The organism is Pantoea sp. SGAir0184 (assembly GCF_043544755.1).
This window is the reverse complement of record NZ_CP028050.1, coordinates 1,915,646-1,934,197: the sequence shown is the minus strand read 5'-3', so window position 1 is coordinate 1,934,197 and position 18,552 is coordinate 1,915,646. Positions and strand designations below refer to the sequence as shown.

Genomic DNA, 18,552 nt, shown 5'->3' with positions numbered 1-18,552 from the left:
CTTAACGCCGCGACAGCGCCAGCTTCGCGGCGAAACCAATAAACACGCAGCCGGTCAGGCGATCCATCACTTTTAACACTGCCGGACGGCGCAGATGACCGGCAAAGTACTGGCTGCCGCTAATCAATACCGCGTTCCACACTAAGCCAATCACCATGTGGGTGAGCGCCATCAGCGTGCACCACAGCGCCACCGATCCGCCGGCCGGGATAAACTGCGGCAGGAAAGTGACGTAAAAGACCCCGACTTTGGGATTGAGCAGGTTACCGGTCAGGCCACGCGCGAAGCAGGTCAGATAGCGCTCTTCCCGCTTTTGCCCCTCCTGCCCGCTGGCCACCGTGCTGCGCGGGTTGAGCAGCAGTCTGACGCCGAGATACAGCAGGTACACGGCACCGATGCCTTTCAGCAGGTTATAAGCCATTTCCGAAGCCAGCAGCAGCGCGCCTAAGCCCAGCCCGACCGCCACGCCCCACACCAGACAGCCGAGCGTAACGCCCAATGCCGTCGCCGAGGCACGCTGCCAGCCCTGCGCAGCCGCTGAACGCAGCACCAGCGCGGTATCGAAGCCGGGCGTCAGCGTAAGCAGGGTAATGGCGAAAAGGAATGAAATAATCAGTGTCATGATGGGCTCCCGGGTTGTGCACAGAACAGCATACGCGACAGCGCATCAATTGTCCGTCGCCGGACGATCCCAGTACTGATATTTGTAGGCCGAACTCAGATGCCGCTCAATGGTGCCTTTGGCAAACACTTCGGTCTCATGCAAATAGCTCAGCGTGCAATTGCCTACCTCATCCCACAGCTGGCACTCATCCACCGATCGCAAAGTGCTGACCGGCGTGGTCGAGGTGCCGTGCAGCCGCAGTTCGCGCCACTGATTATCGTAGCTATAGGTCTCTTTGCTGCGCGCGCTGGTGGATGCCACCACCAGCCCCTGCGGATTCCAGCGCCAGGTATTCTCGCCGTTAGTCAGTTCGTCGCTGCCGCGCGCAATACTTTTTTCCAGCCGGAAGTGTTTATCGTAGCGGTAAGTGGTATCGGTAAAGCCCTCTTTCCCCATGCTGGTAAATTTGTCTGAGGCGCTGATGATGTTGCCGTGTTGCCCCATCTGCCAGCTGATGGTGCCCTGCCGGTTATCCACCACTTCCTCTTTGCCCGCGCGGGTCACTTTAACCAGATAAGCATAGTCAGCCACCCAGCCGCGCTGCACGCGCGCGATATGCTGCTCCATGCTCAGCACCACGTTGCCTTCGCTTTTGTCATAGGTGATGTCAGCCACCATCAGATCGCCGCACTGGTCAAACTGCCCGAGCACGCGCTTCTGCGAGTTGACGTCTTTACCAAACTCCCCGGCCACCACCTGGCGCACCGCGCCTTTGGCATCGCCGCCCAGCATAATCCAGTTGTTGCTGCTGGTGATGTTTTTGCTCAGCGGCGGGCAGGTGCTGCTGGCGGCCAGCGCCGCGCCGGCAACGGGGAACAGCAGAATCACAACAGCATAAGGGAGGGATTTCATCAGCGTTATCCGCGCGTTAAGCCATAGAGTAATCAAAGCATCTTTTTCACCAATGCGCTATTGATGGCGAAGCGGCAGACAAAAAGAACCCCAGCAAGGAATAGTGAAGAGGAATGCGGACTTGAAATATTTACATAAAAATATCAATGCATTAGAGCATGGCGACCATTTTAACCTTGCACATAACTGTATATTATCACAGTATTCCTGTGTGTTTTTATGCCGTCAGGACCCCCTGCAGGTCCCCCTGAGTGACTGCGGCGCGAGGTAACATAAATGGCTTACTACAGTATCGAAAAAAGAGCGACATCTAAGGGCGAAATCAAATATCGCTGTACCGTCGGTGTAAAGAAAGACGGTGTAATAATTTTCCGGGAACGCCAGACCTTTTCAAAGCTAGCAGCTGCCAAAAGCTGGGGAGTGATGCGTGTTGCGGACATTGAGCAGAATGGCGTTCCTTCTGCCAATACGCAGCAAGCCACCACCTTTGGCGAACTATTAGACCTTTATACAAAACATCCAAACATCAAGTTTGGTAAGAGTAAAAATTGGTCGCTGAACCTTATCCGCCGTTGTGAAATCTCAGAAATCGCCTTATTGGAATTCACGACAAATACATTCATTGAGCACGCCAGATTGCGTGAGGCGCAGGGAGCTGGCCCATCCACTATCAGAAATGATATCGCTTTCATCGGCTCGGTGCTGAGTTCTGCTGAACCCATGTTTAATTTAAGAGTTGATCTGCAGTGTTACCAGCAAGCGAAGTATCAACTTCAAAAGTTAGGTATGACCGCAAGTTCCCAAAAAAGGAGCCGCCGCCCCACTCAGGATGAAACTAACGCTCTTCTGATAGCCCTTGAGACACGCTCGCGCCGTTCTAATCTAAAAATCCCTTTCCATCGTATTTTTCTTTTTTCGATTCTCTCATGCATGCGGATTGGTGAGGTAACAAGTTTACGGTGGGATGATATTGACCATAAGCAAAAGGCCATACTTGTTCGTGATCGAAAGCACCCCAGAAAAAAGCTTGGCAATCACATGTATGTGGCATTGCTCGGTGAAGCTTGGGATATCGTCATGGAGCAACCGAGGACCAGCGAACTGATATTCCCATTTAAACATAAGCGGATATCAATCGTATTTGGAGAAGAAAGAAACAAGCTGGGTATCGAGGATTTACGCTACCATGACCTACGCAGGGAGGGTGCAAGTCGCTTATTTGAAGCGGGCTTTGTTCTGGAGGAAGTTGCCCAGGTGACAGGGCATCGTTCACTGAAAACGCTATGGCAGATTTACACAGAGCTTTATCCACGGTCACTTCATGATCGATATAAAGCGCTTCAGGAGAGCCGCGGCAAACCCTCAACTCCGCCTATAAATCCAACTGAAATTATTGGTGACTAAATAGCGAGGAACACGCAAAGGTTTGCAGGATTTGCACAACTTTGCGTGTCTAAACTTACCCAGTATTCACATACGCTATTGACTTAAATTTGTATCAGAATGGCGACTCATCATTACCTTGCAGTGCTGTGATTTCATGCGTCACAACACCGACAATCGCAATGTCTTCCAGCAGATCGCTTTCCAGAATCATTCCTTCATCCGTGATGACGCGGCGCGGATGCAAAAAAATCTGTGCCCATTCCAGAAAGCCCGACATGTCCAGCAAGACGGTATCGCCGCTTTGCGGCATCCTCATCGCATCAACAATACATGTCCGCCCTTTCAGTTCCCTGACGAAGCATGATCTGCTCGTTGGCAATATCTGATGAAGCGGCTGCATCACAAACGTCACTTCGCAACGGGTAGGTCCGAATACCTTGTGGTGTATGCCGGTGACAGCATTTCGCGCTTCATCGCCCAGGATTTCTGTATGCCCTGTCCTGCGAACCATAGTTTCCCCTTCCCGCTTTGGTTAAGCCCGTCAACAACACGCATCAGCGCCTCGCTGTTAGGCTGTGGCTGAAATTCATCGAACAGATTGAGCTGTGCGACGCCCTGACTGAAAAAATCGCCCAGCATCACACCTGCTTTCATGTAACGGTGGCCGTCAAGCCAGATGCGGTCCAGCGCCTCCATAGCGACGCGGATGATGTCGCGGGAGTCATTGGACGGGGTCAGTAGCTTGCCCATCGCCTGATTGCCGTAAAACACCTCATCCACCGCGTGCGGGCTGGTTCTGACAAACACGGCAATCTGGCGGCAGTACTGACGCTCTCCGCGCAGCTTCTCAGCAGCTCTCGCTGCGAAATTGCATACAGCTTCGCGCATATCCTCGTATTTAGTTATCCGGCTGCCGAACGAACGTGAACAGACGATCTGCTGCTTTGTCGGCGCAAACTCCTCCAGCTCAAGACATGGCTCGCCGCGCAGCTCCCTGACTGTTCGCTCAAGCACAACGTTAAAATGCTTCCTGATTATCCAGGTGCTCTGCTCTGCCAGGTCCTTCGCGGTTTCGATGCCCATCGCGTTAAGCTTCTTGCTGATGCGCCGGCCAACACCCCAGACATCCTCAACCGGTACCAGCGCCATCAGCTTACGCTGGCGCTCAACGTTGGACAGATCAACAACACCGCCGGTCTGCGTCCACTTTTTGGCAGCGTGATTAGCCAGCTTTGCCAGCGTCTTAGTCTGCGCGATGCCAACGCCTACGGTCAGGTGCGTTTCACGATATACGCGCCCGCGAATCTCGCGCCCGTATTCCTCCAGCGGCTTGTAGCGGCGCATGCCCGTCAGGTTCATGAAAGCTTCGTCAATAGAGTAGATTTCTACTGCTGGCGCCATATCCTCCAGCGTGGTCATCACCCTATTGCTCATGTCGGCGTAAAGCGCGTAGTTAGAGCTGAACACCTGTACTCTGTGCCGGCGCAGTTCATCCTTCATCTTGAAGAAGGGATCACCCATTTTGATGCCGATTTTCTTTGCCTCTGCAGAGCGCGCGATAACGCAGCCGTCGTTGTTGCTCAGCACAACTACCGGCCTTCCGCGCAGGTCTGGTCTGAACACCGTTTCGCAGCTGGCGTAGAACGAGTTAACGTCCACGAGCGCGAACATCTACTGGCCTATATTTTTTATTGCGTGACGCACCACGCCGAAAACTTCGAACTGATCGGCATCATCGATAGGGATTATGGAGTGTGCCGAGTTCATCGGCTTGAGATGTAGGAAGGGGCGCAGCATCAGCTGCTTCACGGTGAATTCACCGGCGAGGGAGGCAACGACAACATCGCCGTGACCGGCTTTAAGTGAGCTGTCCACAACCAGCATGTCGCCATCGTTGATGCCCCCTTCAATCATCGAATCCCCGCTGACCTTGATGAAATAGGTCGCGCTGGGATGCTGCACCAGAAGGTTGTTGAGATCGATCCGCTGTTCAACGTAGTCCTGCGCAGGCGACGGGAAGCCGCATGGCACGCGGCTTACATAGAGTGGCAACTCCAGAATGGCGCGGATTTCCGCTGGTCTTAAAAGCTCCATTTTCGTGATCTCAAAAGGTTACTGTATATAAATACAGTAATATCAATCACCGAAAATGATCAAGCCGCTGCGGTTGAGGTTTTTGTAAAGCCTTTGGCGGGTAAGGATATTTATTTTTTTGTGCTATTGGTGGGTAAACCATGAGGCCAAAAATTCTTCATGTATTTACGCAATCTTAACGTTACGCTTTTCCCCACAGACTATGATGAATGGGTAACACAGCAATGCTGCTGCGTTTGAGAGTAGATTACCCTTGTTTTTCAGCCAGGTATGGCTGGATTTAGCCGCTCGACGAGACAATGCCAAGACCAGGGATGTTTGGCTCGGAACTGATGCCGCCCGAATATCCGTTCGGGCTTTTTTTCGCCTGCCGCCTGGCTCCGCTTCCCGCTGCGTTCTACCCTGAAAATACCCACCCCGTAGCCTGCTCAGATCGGCGCGGCATACCTCTGCCCCGTCGCCGGGGCTTTTTTAAGCCTGTTGCAGATAGATAAGCTGGCTAAGGGTTTGTTTTGCATGGCCTGGATTCGATGAGTCTGGTAGGATTAGAAAAAATCATAAGGATTATTAAATCATCATGGGTGCTTACCGTCTTTTTCTGGCAGTTTTAGTCCTTCTCTCTCACGCAGGAATTACCTTTTTTGGCATAAACCAGGGCATATCCGCTGTTGTGTCATTTTTTATGATTAGTGGGTTTGCAATGACGGCATTGGTAAAAAAAAGCTACAGTGATATAGGTCTTTTAGGGGGGTTTTATGTAGACAGAATACTTAGATTATTCCCTCAATTTTTATTTTACCTAACAACTTCACTGGTATTTATATTATTGTTAAGGCCCGCATCGCCGTTTTTGACAGACTTAAGCGGGCTGAAAATAATCCTCAATTACCTGATGATACCGCTAGATTTTTATATGCTCGGGCTTGAGAATGGAATGATCATGCCTCAGGGGTGGTCGCTTGGATTGGAGTTGACTTTTTACCTAGCGTTGCCACTCATCCTAATTTATAAAAAGGAAAAGATTGCGTTCTATTTTTCAATGCTGGTATTCTTTTTGGCTTACTTAGGAGCAATAGACACGAACGCCTTCGCTTACAGGCTGCTACCTGGAACGTTGTTTATATTCTTAATGGGTGGTTTTATTTATAGCAGAAATGAATGTAGGGAAAAGGAAATGCTCTTTATTGGCTACGCATTCGCCTTTGCTTTGCTTGTGTTGTATATTTATTTCCAGCCAGGCGACAAAACCATAAATAAATCCGTTTTAGCTGGAGCTGTTTTTGGCGCTCCAGTTGTGTGGTTCACATCAAAAATAAAAAAATCATCCATTGATTCATTCATGGGTAATATCAGTTACGGAGTATATCTCAATCATTTCCTCTTGCTTTTTATTGCTGGGAAGCTAGGCCTTGATACACAGAGCCCTGTGGTAGCCATGATGATTATCTTTACATCAATAGCGTTGGCCATACCATCCTATCTATTTATAGAAAAACCCGTGATGGATTTAAGGCACAGGATTAGGGCAAATAACAAGCCATCCATGGCCTTAAATTAGTCAGGCTGAGGCAGCAATTCCTGAACGTATGGTGGAAGGGATTCAAAGTATTTTTTCCACCTTTCATCATTAGTTTCTATTTCGCCAAGATTTTCATAAACATCATGATTTTGAGCGCTCATGAAGTAAGAAACAATCTCATCTTCATTTTTATCTCTAAACTGCACGAAAATTTTCATATCGTCCTCAGATGCTATAACCTGTTATGCCAATGATGAAAGTTGGTGTCCCTCCCGTGCTCGTCGCCCTGTAAAAAACAGATTGATTCTTTATGGGAATCAATGGAAATGTGTTAGCCATATTCCCGGCAGCTGCGGAGTTTAATACGCAGGAACTAGCGCTTGTTGCTGATGAGTCTGAGGCAACTTGGAATATCAAAGCACTTGATGCAGTAGATCCAGCCTGAATTGTACCCTTTACTTTCTTTGCATTAAGTGGAACAGCTGAAGCAACAGATGTAGGTATAAAGGATGATGTGGTGGTGGATGTGGTCAGTACCGTTCCTGGCGGATAAGATATTTCTCTGTCCACCATAATTCCAACATTAAGTTGACCGCTGACTACAGGCCACACGTTAACCAGCGCAGAAGCCGTGTAACCGGCAGGCATGTTAGCGCCTCCATAAACTTCCGGCACAATTGCAGAGGTTGCATTTACTGCAAGCAGAGCAGATGCATTAGTCACTGGATTATAAATCGCATAAATCCCAACAAATCCTGGTGATGGGGCCGATCCGGTATCAATTCCACCTGCGCCAGTAGTAGCAAGGTTAATTGTTTTACTGAAATTACCGATTCTGTACTGACTTCCCCCAAGCGCTGTTCCGACTATAATTTCATCAGCAGTAACTGTCGCTGTTGCTGATGCCGATGTTACTATCATATTCAGGTTACGGGAATTGCCGACTACACCCGAGAGGGTGTTACGGATACCTAAATTATCTACCGCTTTAGCTTGTGAAGACGGACCAAGTAGCTTGATTTCGTTAAGAACGTTTACCGGTTGCAAAAAAAGGGCTTTTAATGCAATTAAGAGTTGGTTTCTCTTGCTCTTATCAAGTTCGAGACCTGCAGCTTCAATTGGGCCGCAAATTTCTTCCTGGATGGCGTCAAAATAATCCGCATCAAGCGCAGTAGGTAATTCACCGGTTTGAGGATTTCCACCTGTGAAGCCGTTTTTGCCTGAACCAAATTTATCTACCTGAGCAGTTGAAGTATCAATACGATGCATGTATTACTCCGTGTATAAAAATATTACGTAGGTATGCGAAGGAGCAAGTTTGCTCAAAACACACTCCACTACAGTTTCACCCCATGTGCGGATTGAGTCTGAGCAGTTGCTGATGCAGGTGATCGGGCTAATTTTCGCGGCGGATGGAATATTTACTCGCCAGTAATAACGCCATTCATCGCTATAAAGGGATTCTGTACAGTCTGATACACATGTGAAACTACTTTTGGGATAGCGCGTTATCGTTGCCTCGGTATATCCAAGTGCATTCAGCTGTGCGCGAAAGAAGGCTTCATTTATTCCACCAGCCAGATTTATCTTTGCATCAAGCCGCTGACGGCGCTGCTGCTGCGTCTGCGTTCCTGCTGGTGTGCAACTGTCAGGCAGCCCCGTGATACCTTCATAGCGGTCAATTAGTTCAGTGACTGATCGCGGGTCAATCTCAAGCATCAGGGCATCGCCTCGAGCGTGAGCACGCGACAGAACAGGTGCGCACCCTAACAGTAAAGGATCACTGGCATCCCATGCGGGACCCCGTGGCAAAAGTGCCCCCAGCATCTGCTCATATTGCGCTGTCAGGTCCATGTGAAGTCCCCCACAACGCCTATTTCGCCCTTCGCAATTGGCACTTTATCCGTAGGGCTCACCAGAACATGACTGTATTCACCTGTCGCCAGGCTGATAGCCTCGCTGATACGTGAAGGTTCCAGCGCCCCCTCAGGGACACCATCGCGAAGGTTCATGGCCCTTATCTCTGCTTCGACAGCCAGCCTGATTTCTTCAGTGTCGGGAGTCAGGCGGATGTGGTAATTAACCACATGAGGTTTCGCCGCGAATGCGTAAACATCTGCGCCGGCTATCGGTGCTAGCGGTTCAATATGTGACTGCACGGCGGCCACTACAGCGGCAGCCGGTATTGGGTTGTAGAGATCGCTGTTTGCCAGCATGATCCCTACCGTCCCGCGCCCTGACCAGTGCCGGTAAGTCCATGCACGCGTTACGCCTGAAACCTCTTTGGCCCAGACCTCATAATCAGTGTCAGAGCCACCCTGCGGGGTGTAGTACCAGCGCTCAATGATTCTGGCGCGCCATACTTCGAGGTCCTCTATGTCGGTGCCGCCCTGAATACTGTCTGCGACAGCAGCGGAAGGAAGACCCGCTACCGGGCTTGTGAGGCGCATCGTAATGCCATCATCTGTGTTGCCGGTTATGCCTGCCGTATCGCAGGTGACAGGTACCCGCAGAACACCGCCGGATGGTGTGGCGCTGGCAGTGGTGGTGAACGATACAAGGTCATCCCTCTGAATTGTCACGCCGGCAGACAGGCCTGTTGTTCCCGTCACGCCATCCCATCGGACATATCCCGATGCTGCCGTTGCTGCTTTGCGCGGGGCTCGCTTCATATTGCCGTGGCGGGTCAGCCAGTCTTCGTCCGCAAGGTCAGGAAGGAGATTCCGGGCGAGATAATCTATGTAGCCATATACGGTATGAACCGATGCCGCCAGAACGCGGCTGTACACCTCGGCGTCAGTCCGGCGCAATTCGGCCAGCGTTGAATCAGCCGCCAGGCGGGTAAGAATATCGCTCCGTACTGCGGTGATCAGCTGCGGGAGTGTCGGGCGGGAAAATCCGCTGTCAGCCATTGAGTTCACTCCATAAATCATCAAAGGAAAGCGTCAGGGTTGTGCCGTCCTGTTTCTTTATAACCGTGGAAGCTGACATTGCATTGATGCCGAGCCTTTGCGCTGTCACATCTACCCGCGCGGCCACGCCATCAGCCGTTAGCCACTGCAGAGCTTCTGTGATGTACTCACGAGCTTTCAGCGGCGTCTTGTTGGTCAGTTTTGAGCGCTTAAGTAAATAAAGGCGTGAACCGATTCGGTCATTCTGGACGGTTGGGTACGTGTCACCCCACCAGCCATTGACCTCTTCAGGCGCATCGTCTTTGCCTGCTTTTCTCCAGGTGAAAAGTGAGATGACCACCGCGCGGGTGAGCGGGTCAGTCAACTGGTATACCGCCTGCTTCTTACCGTTTATCGTAAGGATCATGAGCCGCCCATCTGTTGCAAGGTTGTATCCGTTGTGCCGCCACCATCGCCGTTTTCTTTATGCTTATGACCGTTGTAGGTCACACGCATCTGGTACATAGAAACGCCACCAGAATCACAGTTGTCGGTGATATTTCCGGTGGCCTCAATGTCCATTTCGAAACGGGCTTTTGGCGCATTTTTGAGAGTGATCAGCTTTCCACCACCATCAACAACAATGCCAGTTCGGGTGAGTGTTACCGACTTAGCCTCGTCGTCATAGATGGCCACTTCCCCGCCCTTCAATCCTTTAAGCCGGTAACGGCGATCTGCTACCACCAGCACGACGCCATGAGAGCGGTCACCGTCAAAGTAAGCCGCAACGGCCTCCGCGCCGCTCAGTGCTGCTGACGTAAAGCCATAGGGCTCAAGATGTTCGATATCGCTTTTGGCTTCATTACCTGGCATGCTGATCTCCAGCATCTGGCACTTGCTGGCCGTGTCGATACCGCGTAATACCGCTCTGGCGAGAACGTTTGAGAGTGCGCGATTAAGCGCATTGAGAGGACCTGCCATCAGAAATCATCCTCCGCTACGGCTTTTTTCTTACGCTTGCCGGGCTTGGCAGGCTCGGGTAGATAAGCATCTGCAGGGCCAACGCGCAGTTCACTGATTGTGCCATTTTCATCCTGCTGATAGGTCACCTCAGCGATCACCATTTCACGGTTATCGAAACCCAGTACGGGATCGAATACGTTCACCAGCATGTTGGGCTGCCACAACTTACCGTCTCCCTGATGCCACCCCTGAACGGTGTAAGTCACCTCGTCAGTTTTGGCTGCGCGCTGGCGCATTTCAAACTCGCTGCGCTCTGCGCAGGTTGCTGACGTGGCATTACCGGTCTGTCTGACCAGCAGCGGCCTGTAACGTGCAATGCCTGTATCTGTTGCCGTACCGCGAATGGCTGTTGTGGTTGCTTCGCCAAAATCATTGTTGTTTCCGGCGCGCATGCCTGATACCTGATAACTACTGAAGCGGTCTTTAATACTCTGCTCACTGTCACAGGTCAGAATGTTTTCCCCCAGCACTAGCGCGGTTGTTGCTTTGACGGTACCGATCCCGCCAATGACTAAATCACCCGCTGCGTTGTCATAGGCCAGCGCCTGCTGCAGGCCGAGCATCTTATTCAGCACATCCATAACGGATTCACCCTGGTCGGCCTGCACGCCCTGCAGTACGCCGGACACGCCGCCCGCATCCACAACGTTGATGCTGAAAGGTCTGGCGAGGTGTGCGGCAACCTGAACGATTGATCGTCCGTTGTACTGCGAGGGCACAGCTGAGCAATCGACCAGGTCAGCCGTTTTACTGCGGCCAACGATACCCATTGAGATGCTGTTAGCGTCATACCGCACAGGTGTTGCCTCCACCCATCCGGTGATAACAAGATCATCACCGATCAGCACTTCAACCTTATCGGCCTTCTTTATGCGGCTGCGGCGGCTTACCTGCGATTCATCACCCGGCCATGAGCGGGTGATCTGGACGTTAAAATCCCTTGCGATACGTTCAATGCCGGCGGCAATACGGACAGAGGTCCATCCGCCCCACTCACGGCCATTAACGCGAAGAAATACGGTTGTATTCACTGGACGGGCACTCTCAGGGTTTTAACCGGCACAAAGCCGGGGTGCCGAATGGCGTTGCGCGCGGTAATGTCATATTCACGCCCGGCATCGTCGTACCAGTCAGCAGCAAGCACGACTGCAGGTAAAACTTCGGGCGGTATGCGCTCAACCGTTCTGGAAGTTTGCTCAAGGCGCGCAGTGATATCTTCATTCAGCGCAGTACGCACCTGACGGAGTACGAGAAACAGTCCGTCATCGGTTACGCGGCTCATCTCCTGATCTATGGCCGAGTTCAGCCTATCGCGTAAATTGGTCAGTTCATCCCATGACGGCACCGTGTCCGTAGCAGTGGAAGTAATAACGCCCACCGCTGTGTCATCTTCCAGTAAGTCATTAACCGCAGGGTGCGAAACAATGACTGTTGCTGACGATTGTTCCGCTGCGTTCGTGGTTGCTGAGGTGGATTTGGGGAGCTTTGTTACTGTATCCACTGCCTCGCTGAGCGCTGACGTACGGATGGCCTGCGCAACGTAATTGCGCTGTTCAGTTCTGGCCTGAGTACTGGCACTGTCGGTTCTCCAGACTCCGCGCGGAGCAAGTCCTTTATCGAGGGTGATGCCGCTCAGACCTTTGACCATTGACATCAGGTCGCTGACATTTCCTGTCAGTTTGGTGCCTGCGCGCCACATGGTCTGAAGCTGATTGACGAAATTCATGCCACTGGACGGTGGCATCAGCAATACAGACAAATCACCCTGCATCAGACGAGATGCTGCGCTAATACCAGAATCTACGTACTGCATGGCGTCAGTAACGGTATCGAACATCTCCGTTGCATCATCCAGTACGCTGTTTTGTGTGAAATCTGGCAGGCCGTCCAGCCCAAACGCCTCAAATGCTGATGACAGGAAATCATCCATCAGCGCTGCGGCGCCCGTGAGCTTCGCTCCGGTTGCAATTCCAGCTTTAGGGAATGACAACTCGCCCGACTCGATGAAGCTGAAGCTGACGCGGCACATGCGGCCTTCGTCTTTGGTATGGCTTACGCGGACTTCATCCGTAACGGTGACGGTCATTTCGCCGTAAAAAGGATGAACGAGTGTGCAGCTTCCGGGCTTCTCAACCGCTTCGATCAGCCTGTTGCGCTGCTCAAAATAGTCATCACCGACAAGATACGCCTGAACACTAAAGCGCCGCGTTGCACGCCCCATATCTTCAGCCCATGGCTTATCGCGGTTGGGGTATTCATGGACCTGCACGCGTCTGCCGAAAGTAGCTTCATCCTCATCTACCTTAAACGGGACACCCCGCAGCGAGGCATCCTGCAGATTATCAATCCAGCTCATGCGGTCTCCAGGCAATGAAAAACCCGCCGGAGCGGGTTACTGGTTAGAGAAGCGGTTATATCCGACATCATAGTTAAGCCAGGGTAGTGAGTTACCCGCTGGCGCAACGCGCATGCCGGGCGGCGCATTATCGAATGTTACCTTCAGCTCACCCTGCTGTGGCCGCGAAAGTGGCACCGCTGACTGATAGCCCGGCCCACCCTGCTGATTGTTATACCAGCCTCCGGCATTCCAGCGGTTTTTGAGGGATTGCCAGAAGGATGTTGTGCCGTCTTTTTCAGTAACTGCATCAGCGATATCGTTCAGCTTTTTGAAGATATAAATCGCAACGCCGATGGACACTGTCAGCGCACCGAGTGATGCAATCTGCGCCAGCACGCCGGAAAGTGAAGTTGCTGTTGTGAGCGCGGTTTTCAGAGTGCCAACGGTGCGCACGGTGAATACGCCTGCCATAACAGCGCTGACACCTTCAATTGTGCTCTTCCAGCCACCCATCGCTTCCACGACATCATTCACGTCCTGCCATACCGCTTTAATAACCGGACCAACCTGGTCCCAGTTGCTGACAATAAGGCTCCCACCCAACACCAGCAGCGAAACCAGCTTGCCCATGGTGGACATCTTCAGCACGGTTTCAAACATCTTCACCGCCTTTACGGCAATACCCACAGCAGAGGCAGTACCCAGCAATGTCAGGCCAAACTTAAAGGTACCGCGAACCATCTCGGGGTTGGCTTTGGTGAACTGCCTGAACTGTTCGACCATTGGCTGAACTTTCTGGGTCAGCCTCACGATATCGGGCAGAAACATATCCCCAATGGTAATGCTGGCAGCACTGAACTGGTTTTTAAGCAACTGAACGGAGTTCGCCGTTGTGGCCGCGCGCGACTCATATTCCTTCTGCATCGACCCTGCATACTGCTGCGCATCCGCAACGCGATTGAAGTTGGTGCGCAGTAAGTCCAGATTCGTCAGCAGAGGGGCGATCGCACCAAGCGACTCTTTACCAAACAGGGCATTCATGACCGCTGCCTGTTTGTCTTTTGGCACCTTAGCCAGAGAGTCCAGCACCTTTAGCATCGCGGCGCGTGAATCCTTCTGCATGTCAGCCGCTAACTGGCCCGGATCAATCTTTATAAACTTCAGCGCTTTCTTCTGTGATGCCGTGGCTGATTTTCCGGAGGTAAGGGAAAGCATGAAGTTTTTGATGCCCGTTGCGGCTATCTCAGACTCTACGCCCATACCTGCGATGGTTGCGCCCATCGCGGCAATCTCACCGGACGCCACGCCTGCAACGCCACCCAGGGGACCTATGCGGGTGACGATATCGGAAATCTTTTGTGCATTTGCCGGGCCAGTGTTACCCAGGTAGTTAATTTTATCGGCGAGAACCACCACGCCATCCTGCGTCATTTTGAACGCGGTTCGCCACTGTGCCATCATCTGACCAGACTCTTCTGCGGTCTGATCAAATGCCACGCCCATCTTCACCGCGTCGCTTGCAAACTGCATCAGGTCATTACGCGCAATACCCGCCTGGCCGCCAGCCGCAACGATCTGCGCAATGCCGTTCGCAGCCATTGGTAACCGAGTCGAGAGTTTGAGCACATCCTCACTCATCTCTTTAAACTGTTGCGGGGTGTCAAAGTTGACGACTTTGCGAACGTCTGCCATCTGCGATTCGAAATCCATCGCCTGGCTGATGGGTACTGCAAACGCGGAGGTTAGCGCGACGCCCATAGCCGCCGCGTTGACCATGATATTTTTGGCTTCCTTTTGAAAGCCTTTAAGGTTTCTGCTCATCCCCTTCAGTGGACCTGAAAGCTGGTCCACTGCCGTGATGATCGCCTTCAGCTGAAAACTATCTGCCACGGTTGATTTCCTCAGAGATGCGGACAGCCTCAGCTTCCATTTCCAGAAACTTGCTGAGGCTGACATTTTTCAGTTCAAGCGGATTTATGCGCCAGAAGTGGGCGGTGTTGTAGAGTCGCTTCCTGAACTCTCTCCCGCTTCCGACCCCGTAAAAAAACCCACGATCGTCATTGACGCCATAAAGATATCCTTGAGCGCCATTTTGGCCGCCGAAGAACGCGGGATGGCCGCAAGCACAGGGATATATTTCAGCGTGACACGTGAATCCAGTTTCATTTCACCGGACTCGTTGTAGCTGAAAGGGATACCAAACTGCTCAACTTCGTCGTAAGTTGGCTCGCGAATTTCCAGCACATGCAGCGTCTCATTTGCCGCCACAATAGGTTTAGAAAGCATCAATTCTTTCACTGGTAGAACCCTTCTGAGCCGTGGAATTCAAGGTCAACCGTGCCCTCTTCAGCGTTGTGGTTGGCCTCACCAAACAACCAGGCTTCGGTCAGGACATACACCTGACCGTTCGCCAGCTCCGCAGTACCAGTCATGCTGTCGGACTCTGTGATTTTGCTGAGCGGAAAACCTTTCGGCACTTTAAAAGTGCCTTTGATGTACGGGGCGCGGTGCGTTTCCTTACGGTCAATAGAACCATCAAGGCCGATCACATCATCGTTTACCTTAGTGTTCATCGGCACTTCAATGCCGCCAGTCAAAGAAAGCTGAAGGCCGTCGAGTTTGAAATACGTGGTACCAGCAATACGGGCCATTATTCGCTCTCCTCGCTGTATTGCAGACGGAACTGATTTACCAGCGCAAACACACGCAGCTGATTAACGTAGTCAGGCGGGAACAGCACATCTACGCGGTTTGGATTATCCGCATTGCGCTCTACCACCAGATAGGTTTTGAACAGGTCAAAGTTTTCAACGATGGCTGACCGCTCCATCTGTTTGTAAACGGAGCACATCTCACCTTTGATAACCGCTGGCGTCACCACGGCCTGACCGTCACCGAAGCGGGTTCCGTCATTGGCCAGTTTATGGCGCGGATACTTTGAAGTGATCACGCTCTTCAGCTCGCGCAGTACATAAGCGCTGGTATGCAGCGTTTCACTGTCGAGATAGCTGTTATCAGCCACGCCGTAACTATTCTGCTGATAGGTTGTGATATCGCGCTGAATGCGCAGAACACCGCCTTCAGCATAGGACGTTGCAATCCCGTGCGTCAGCAGAGACTGCTGCTCAGAAAGTATGAAGCGGCTCCCCTTTGGTGCCGGCAATGCCCCGGTCAGCTCACCGGTTTGCGTCGGGCGAGCAGGATCGTTACGGATAAACACTGCATTGCGTGCGGTACGCATCGCCACCAGCTCATCGCAGCAGGTTTGAGTTGACACTTCATAACCCGCTACGGTGATATGCTGGTTGTTCATGGTGTCGCCAAAGGCAACCAGCTCGGACAGCGTACCGGTTTTAGCCGTATAAACGTGGCCATACAACTGGCGCGCATAGCTCCAGCGGCCTGAACCATCATTCATTTCCAGCGCCATCGTAGCGAGAGAAGCTGAATCGCTGAACGGAAGCCCGATGAAATCAAATGGCTCATCGCCCATAGCAGCAATGGTGTCGGTAAGGTCCGGTGAACCAGTGCCGCCAGCCAGCGCGGTGATGGTCACGGTAATGCCGTCAGGTGTAGTTTCACCGCCAACTGTGCCGTAATAATTCAGCATCAGCGGGATGTCGTTCCCGGTCAGCCCCTTATGGCGCGCTTTGACAGCAACTGTGCCTTCAGTAGCTGTCGCGGTTACAGGCAGGCTGGCATTCGCGTTGATAGCGGCTGCCAGCGTGGTGGCAACATCAGCAGCCTCATCGCCGATAACCACGGCGGCCTGCACGCGCTCAACCCCGATATACAGGCTTAGCGTCCCTGACGCCTGCGCGGTACCTGCAATCACTACTGAGCCTGCAGCCTGCGCCCCCGTTGAGTCACCCACAGCCAGAATCCACAACTCACCAAAGGGGTCAATGGCACGATAGCGCTTGACCATACGGTGCAACTGGCTGCCGAAGCCGCAGATTTTACCGGCAAGATCGGCTGATGGCATGATAGTGAGCGTGTTCTTAACAATCGTGCCCGTGGTCGCCACGGTACCAATAAGCAGCGCCGGGCCGCCTGAACTCGCGCTGTTCGCCTGGCTGGCATCCATCTCAGCCCAGAACAGCGGCACGCGGATATCAGAAGGCACCTGATTAAAGCTGACAGTCATCACTCGCCACCTTGTTTAATTGCGTCTTTTGCAGAGGTTTTACTATCTGCTTTGACTTCCGTAACATCTCCGGCCTTGATACGGCGGAGCCAGTACGTGCTCATCTCGACGTTTCGCCCTTCTTTGGGCAATAGGTCGCCACGGGCTGGATCAGGAACTGATCGCCCGGCAACAGGTTTTAGTTTCATTGGTTACTCGCTGAGGTTGACCCGAAGTTTGTGTTCGATGATGCCGTCTGGTTTCTGGTCTTTGCCGATGAAGTCCACGTCGACATCAATTTCTCTGAATTCATCCAGAGCATTGAGATCGTCCTGCTGGCGCGTCATCTCGCCAGTAATTTCACGCGTCAGCATGAACTCAAACTGGTAATAGAGGCGGCCACGATCCATATCCAGAAGCTGTCCACCTGAATACGCCACCGGACCCGCGTCCTCATCCGGCTCCCAGCCCAGCAGGGCTTTCCAGATTTCGCCCCGAACATCATGCACCGCGTCATAGCCTGATGCCTGCCCGCGTTCGTCGCGGATATTGTCCAGCACAACGACAACTGCAAAACCTTCGGTCACGTTCTGCCAGTAGTCGGTCAGTGACTTTTGTTCGGCAGTAACGTCTTCAGTGGGTACCACGTAAGCCGCGGGTAACTTCATTTTTCCGGTTTCAGGAATGGCTTTGAATTCCGCCGCGCCGGCCACGTTGCCTGCAAAGCGCGGACATCGCGCACGAAGCGCAGCTATAATAAGAGACAGCTTCATTTCTTTTTCCTTTCAGGCCTGAGGGAGGTGCGCAGCGCCCTTCTGAGGACGTAACTCGTCCAGCTCTTCCGGGACTCAAGCACTTCCGCCATATAGTTCTTGCGCGGTGCAATACGCCATCCGTTACCGCCTGATCTACCTTTATGATGACTTTTAGCGCGCTTGGCTCCGCGCCTGACCCCATAGAAGAGAAACGCCGGATAGAAATCGCCGTCGATGAGCCGGTTGCCTTCGCCCCGCTTCTGGTTGGGCGCAATTCGAACCATCATGCCTGGACGATTTTTTGATGCCCGGGGGACGTAGTAACCGATTGAGCGCGCCAGCCTGCCAGTGCGAAATCCCGGATTCTCCCCCGGTGATGAACGACCACGACGCATCACCAGCCTTCGGGCGTCACGCATATGCACCTGGCCTATTTTCACGAAGGCCTTACGCATCCTGGCGCGGTTAAAAACGAGCTCTTTTGGCTGGTCGAAATCGACATGCAGCAGCGGCTTAGCCATACATTTCTCCATCTCGATTTACCGCGCCCAGTTCCTCGCACTCCATCAGCAGATAACGGCCAGCTGAATTGAGGTCGCGAAGGCGCTTGACCCGGTAGATGTTGCCGCCGTACACCACCTCAAAATCCGCAGTGATACCCTGGCGAAAACGGATCGTGATGTAATGGGTAACGATGTCATCAGCCTGAATGGATTCGTGATAGGTAGTCGCCCCCACCTGTCGGACCCTTGCCCAAACATCCTTTTCATTCTGATAAATCGGCTCAACACCATAATCCGCTGCCGCCTGATCTATGCGCTGCCGCAGATGAATGCGCTTATTGAGCTCACCGGGATCGGGCAGCGTGAATACAGCGCTGGTATTTGATGACCGTAACTGCATA

23 protein-coding genes are annotated in these 18,552 nt (G+C 52.4%); 2 read left to right on the top strand and 21 right to left on the bottom strand.

Going from position 1 to position 18,552, the window contains the following annotated elements; translation table 11 throughout:
• Position 1 precedes the first annotated feature (1 nt).
• Together C1N60_RS09035 and C1N60_RS09030 are read right to left on the bottom strand one after the other, a co-directional pair.
• Entirely contained in the window at positions 2–622 is a 621-nt protein-coding gene (locus C1N60_RS09035) for a LysE family translocator (protein WP_058757506.1), read from the bottom strand.
• A 45-nt stretch (positions 623–667) separates the two neighbouring features.
• Positions 668–1,516, bottom strand: coding sequence for a hypothetical protein (locus C1N60_RS09030; protein WP_088517807.1), 849 nt, complete (start codon positions 1,514–1,516; stop codon positions 668–670).
• A gap of 276 nt (positions 1,517–1,792) precedes the next feature.
• Between C1N60_RS09030 and C1N60_RS09025 the strand changes: the two genes are divergently transcribed.
• Positions 1,793–2,920 carry a site-specific integrase gene (locus tag C1N60_RS09025; protein WP_394521707.1) on the top strand — a complete coding sequence of 376 codons (1,128 nt, stop codon included), beginning with the start codon at positions 1,793–1,795 and terminating at the stop codon, positions 2,918–2,920.
• Positions 2,921–3,014: 94 nt separating this feature from the next.
• Here C1N60_RS09025 and C1N60_RS09020 read toward each other — a convergent pair whose 3' ends face one another.
• From C1N60_RS09020 to umuD, 3 genes are read right to left on the bottom strand one after another with little or no spacing between them, the layout of a single operon-like run.
• On the bottom strand, positions 3,015–3,305 hold the full coding sequence (locus tag C1N60_RS09020) for a hypothetical protein (protein WP_238561952.1): 291 nt from the start codon (positions 3,303–3,305) through the stop codon (positions 3,015–3,017).
• 5 nt (positions 3,306–3,310) lie between these two features.
• A complete protein-coding gene (locus tag C1N60_RS09015) occupies positions 3,311–4,573 on the bottom strand; it encodes a Y-family DNA polymerase (protein ID WP_288422676.1) in 1,263 nt (420 codons plus the stop codon).
• Positions 4,574–4,996, bottom strand: coding sequence for a translesion error-prone DNA polymerase V autoproteolytic subunit (gene umuD, locus C1N60_RS09010; protein WP_127834023.1), 423 nt, complete (start codon positions 4,994–4,996; stop codon positions 4,574–4,576).
• 577 nt (positions 4,997–5,573) lie between these two features.
• On the opposite strand from umuD, the gene C1N60_RS09005 reads away from it, so the two are divergent.
• Positions 5,574–6,554, top strand: a complete 981-nt coding sequence (locus C1N60_RS09005; protein ID WP_394521706.1) for an acyltransferase family protein — start codon at positions 5,574–5,576, stop codon at positions 6,552–6,554.
• Here the strand turns inward: C1N60_RS09005 and C1N60_RS09000 are convergent.
• The 16 genes from C1N60_RS09000 to C1N60_RS08925 all read right to left on the bottom strand — a co-directional run bounded on the left by C1N60_RS09000 (position 6,551) and on the right by C1N60_RS08925 (position 18,551).
• Positions 6,551–6,733: a hypothetical protein gene (locus C1N60_RS09000; protein WP_394521705.1), complete on the bottom strand. Its 183-nt coding sequence runs from the start codon at positions 6,731–6,733 to the stop codon at positions 6,551–6,553. The two genes, C1N60_RS09005 and C1N60_RS09000, sit on opposite strands and share 4 nt — an antisense overlap.
• Before the next feature lie 7 nt (positions 6,734–6,740).
• Positions 6,741–7,784 (bottom strand): hypothetical protein, encoded by a 1,044-nt coding sequence (locus C1N60_RS08995; protein ID WP_394521704.1) that lies wholly within the window; start codon positions 7,782–7,784, stop codon positions 6,741–6,743.
• Positions 7,785–7,787: 3 nt separating this feature from the next.
• Positions 7,788–8,369: a YmfQ family protein gene (locus C1N60_RS08990; RefSeq protein WP_394521703.1), complete on the bottom strand. Its 582-nt coding sequence runs from the start codon at positions 8,367–8,369 to the stop codon at positions 7,788–7,790.
• Positions 8,360–9,427, bottom strand: coding sequence for a baseplate J/gp47 family protein (locus C1N60_RS08985; protein WP_394521702.1), 1,068 nt, complete (start codon positions 9,425–9,427; stop codon positions 8,360–8,362). The genes C1N60_RS08990 and C1N60_RS08985 overlap by 10 nt, the downstream gene beginning before the upstream one ends.
• Entirely contained in the window at positions 9,420–9,833 is a 414-nt protein-coding gene (locus C1N60_RS08980) for a phage GP46 family protein (protein WP_394521701.1), read from the bottom strand. The genes C1N60_RS08985 and C1N60_RS08980 overlap by 8 nt, the downstream gene beginning before the upstream one ends.
• Positions 9,830–10,387: a phage baseplate assembly protein V gene (locus C1N60_RS08975; protein ID WP_394521700.1), complete on the bottom strand. Its 558-nt coding sequence runs from the start codon at positions 10,385–10,387 to the stop codon at positions 9,830–9,832. The genes C1N60_RS08980 and C1N60_RS08975 overlap by 4 nt, the downstream gene beginning before the upstream one ends.
• A complete protein-coding gene (locus tag C1N60_RS08970; RefSeq protein WP_394521699.1) occupies positions 10,387–11,460 on the bottom strand; it encodes a phage baseplate assembly protein in 1,074 nt (357 codons plus the stop codon). Before C1N60_RS08970 ends, C1N60_RS08975 begins: the two co-directional genes overlap by 1 nt.
• Entirely contained in the window at positions 11,457–12,785 is a 1,329-nt protein-coding gene (locus tag C1N60_RS08965) for a DNA circularization protein (protein ID WP_394521698.1), read from the bottom strand. The genes C1N60_RS08970 and C1N60_RS08965 overlap by 4 nt, the downstream gene beginning before the upstream one ends.
• A gap of 36 nt (positions 12,786–12,821) precedes the next feature.
• A complete protein-coding gene (locus C1N60_RS08960; RefSeq protein WP_394521697.1) occupies positions 12,822–14,657 on the bottom strand; it encodes a phage tail tape measure protein in 1,836 nt (611 codons plus the stop codon).
• An 84-nt stretch (positions 14,658–14,741) separates the two neighbouring features.
• Positions 14,742–15,053: a phage tail assembly protein gene (locus C1N60_RS08955; RefSeq protein WP_167626700.1), complete on the bottom strand. Its 312-nt coding sequence runs from the start codon at positions 15,051–15,053 to the stop codon at positions 14,742–14,744.
• 8 nt (positions 15,054–15,061) lie between these two features.
• Positions 15,062–15,418, bottom strand: coding sequence for a phage tail tube protein (locus tag C1N60_RS08950; protein WP_312109343.1), 357 nt, complete (start codon positions 15,416–15,418; stop codon positions 15,062–15,064).
• Positions 15,418–16,914 carry a phage tail sheath subtilisin-like domain-containing protein gene (locus C1N60_RS08945; protein WP_394521696.1) on the bottom strand — a complete coding sequence of 499 codons (1,497 nt, stop codon included), beginning with the start codon at positions 16,912–16,914 and terminating at the stop codon, positions 15,418–15,420. Before C1N60_RS08945 ends, C1N60_RS08950 begins: the two co-directional genes overlap by 1 nt.
• A complete protein-coding gene (locus tag C1N60_RS08940) occupies positions 16,914–17,102 on the bottom strand; it encodes a DUF2635 domain-containing protein (protein WP_264239796.1) in 189 nt (62 codons plus the stop codon). The genes C1N60_RS08945 and C1N60_RS08940 overlap by 1 nt, the downstream gene beginning before the upstream one ends.
• Before the next feature lie 3 nt (positions 17,103–17,105).
• A complete protein-coding gene (locus tag C1N60_RS08935) occupies positions 17,106–17,666 on the bottom strand; it encodes a phage tail terminator protein (protein ID WP_394521695.1) in 561 nt (186 codons plus the stop codon).
• Entirely contained in the window at positions 17,663–18,169 is a 507-nt protein-coding gene (locus C1N60_RS08930; RefSeq protein ID WP_394521694.1) for a hypothetical protein, read from the bottom strand. Before C1N60_RS08930 ends, C1N60_RS08935 begins: the two co-directional genes overlap by 4 nt.
• Positions 18,162–18,551, bottom strand: a complete 390-nt coding sequence (locus C1N60_RS08925) for a phage head closure protein (protein WP_394521693.1) — start codon at positions 18,549–18,551, stop codon at positions 18,162–18,164. Before C1N60_RS08925 ends, C1N60_RS08930 begins: the two co-directional genes overlap by 8 nt.
• Between the last annotated feature and the right edge of the window lies 1 nt (position 18,552).

Coding starts and splice junctions, on each gene's coding strand:
- C1N60_RS09035 (WP_058757506.1), bottom strand. CDS start 622: ATGACACTGATTATTTCATTCCTTTTCGCCATTACCCTGCTTACGCTG.
- C1N60_RS09030 (WP_088517807.1), bottom strand. CDS start 1,516: ATGAAATCCCTCCCTTATGCTGTTGTGATTCTGCTGTTCCCCGTTGCC.
- C1N60_RS09025 (WP_394521707.1), top strand. CDS start 1,793: ATGGCTTACTACAGTATCGAAAAAAGAGCGACATCTAAGGGCGAAATC.
- C1N60_RS09015 (WP_288422676.1), bottom strand. CDS start 4,573: ATGTTCGCGCTCGTGGACGTTAACTCGTTCTACGCCAGCTGCGAAACG.
- umuD (WP_127834023.1), bottom strand. CDS start 4,996: ATGGAGCTTTTAAGACCAGCGGAAATCCGCGCCATTCTGGAGTTGCCA.
- C1N60_RS09005 (WP_394521706.1), top strand. CDS start 5,574: ATGGGTGCTTACCGTCTTTTTCTGGCAGTTTTAGTCCTTCTCTCTCAC.
- C1N60_RS09000 (WP_394521705.1), bottom strand. CDS start 6,733: ATGAAAATTTTCGTGCAGTTTAGAGATAAAAATGAAGATGAGATTGTT.
- C1N60_RS08995 (WP_394521704.1), bottom strand. CDS start 7,784: ATGCATCGTATTGATACTTCAACTGCTCAGGTAGATAAATTTGGTTCA.
- C1N60_RS08990 (WP_394521703.1), bottom strand. CDS start 8,369: ATGGACCTGACAGCGCAATATGAGCAGATGCTGGGGGCACTTTTGCCA.
- C1N60_RS08985 (WP_394521702.1), bottom strand. CDS start 9,427: ATGGCTGACAGCGGATTTTCCCGCCCGACACTCCCGCAGCTGATCACC.
- C1N60_RS08980 (WP_394521701.1), bottom strand. CDS start 9,833: ATGATCCTTACGATAAACGGTAAGAAGCAGGCGGTATACCAGTTGACT.
- C1N60_RS08975 (WP_394521700.1), bottom strand. CDS start 10,387: ATGGCAGGTCCTCTCAATGCGCTTAATCGCGCACTCTCAAACGTTCTC.
- C1N60_RS08965 (WP_394521698.1), bottom strand. CDS start 12,785: ATGAGCTGGATTGATAATCTGCAGGATGCCTCGCTGCGGGGTGTCCCG.
- C1N60_RS08955 (WP_167626700.1), bottom strand. CDS start 15,053: ATGCTTTCTAAACCTATTGTGGCGGCAAATGAGACGCTGCATGTGCTG.
- C1N60_RS08950 (WP_312109343.1), bottom strand. CDS start 15,418: ATGGCCCGTATTGCTGGTACCACGTATTTCAAACTCGACGGCCTTCAG.
- C1N60_RS08945 (WP_394521696.1), bottom strand. CDS start 16,914: ATGACTGTCAGCTTTAATCAGGTGCCTTCTGATATCCGCGTGCCGCTG.
- C1N60_RS08940 (WP_264239796.1), bottom strand. CDS start 17,102: ATGAAACTAAAACCTGTTGCCGGGCGATCAGTTCCTGATCCAGCCCGT.
- C1N60_RS08935 (WP_394521695.1), bottom strand. CDS start 17,666: ATGAAGCTGTCTCTTATTATAGCTGCGCTTCGTGCGCGATGTCCGCGC.
- C1N60_RS08930 (WP_394521694.1), bottom strand. CDS start 18,169: ATGGCTAAGCCGCTGCTGCATGTCGATTTCGACCAGCCAAAAGAGCTC.
- C1N60_RS08925 (WP_394521693.1), bottom strand. CDS start 18,551: ATGCAGTTACGGTCATCAAATACCAGCGCTGTATTCACGCTGCCCGAT.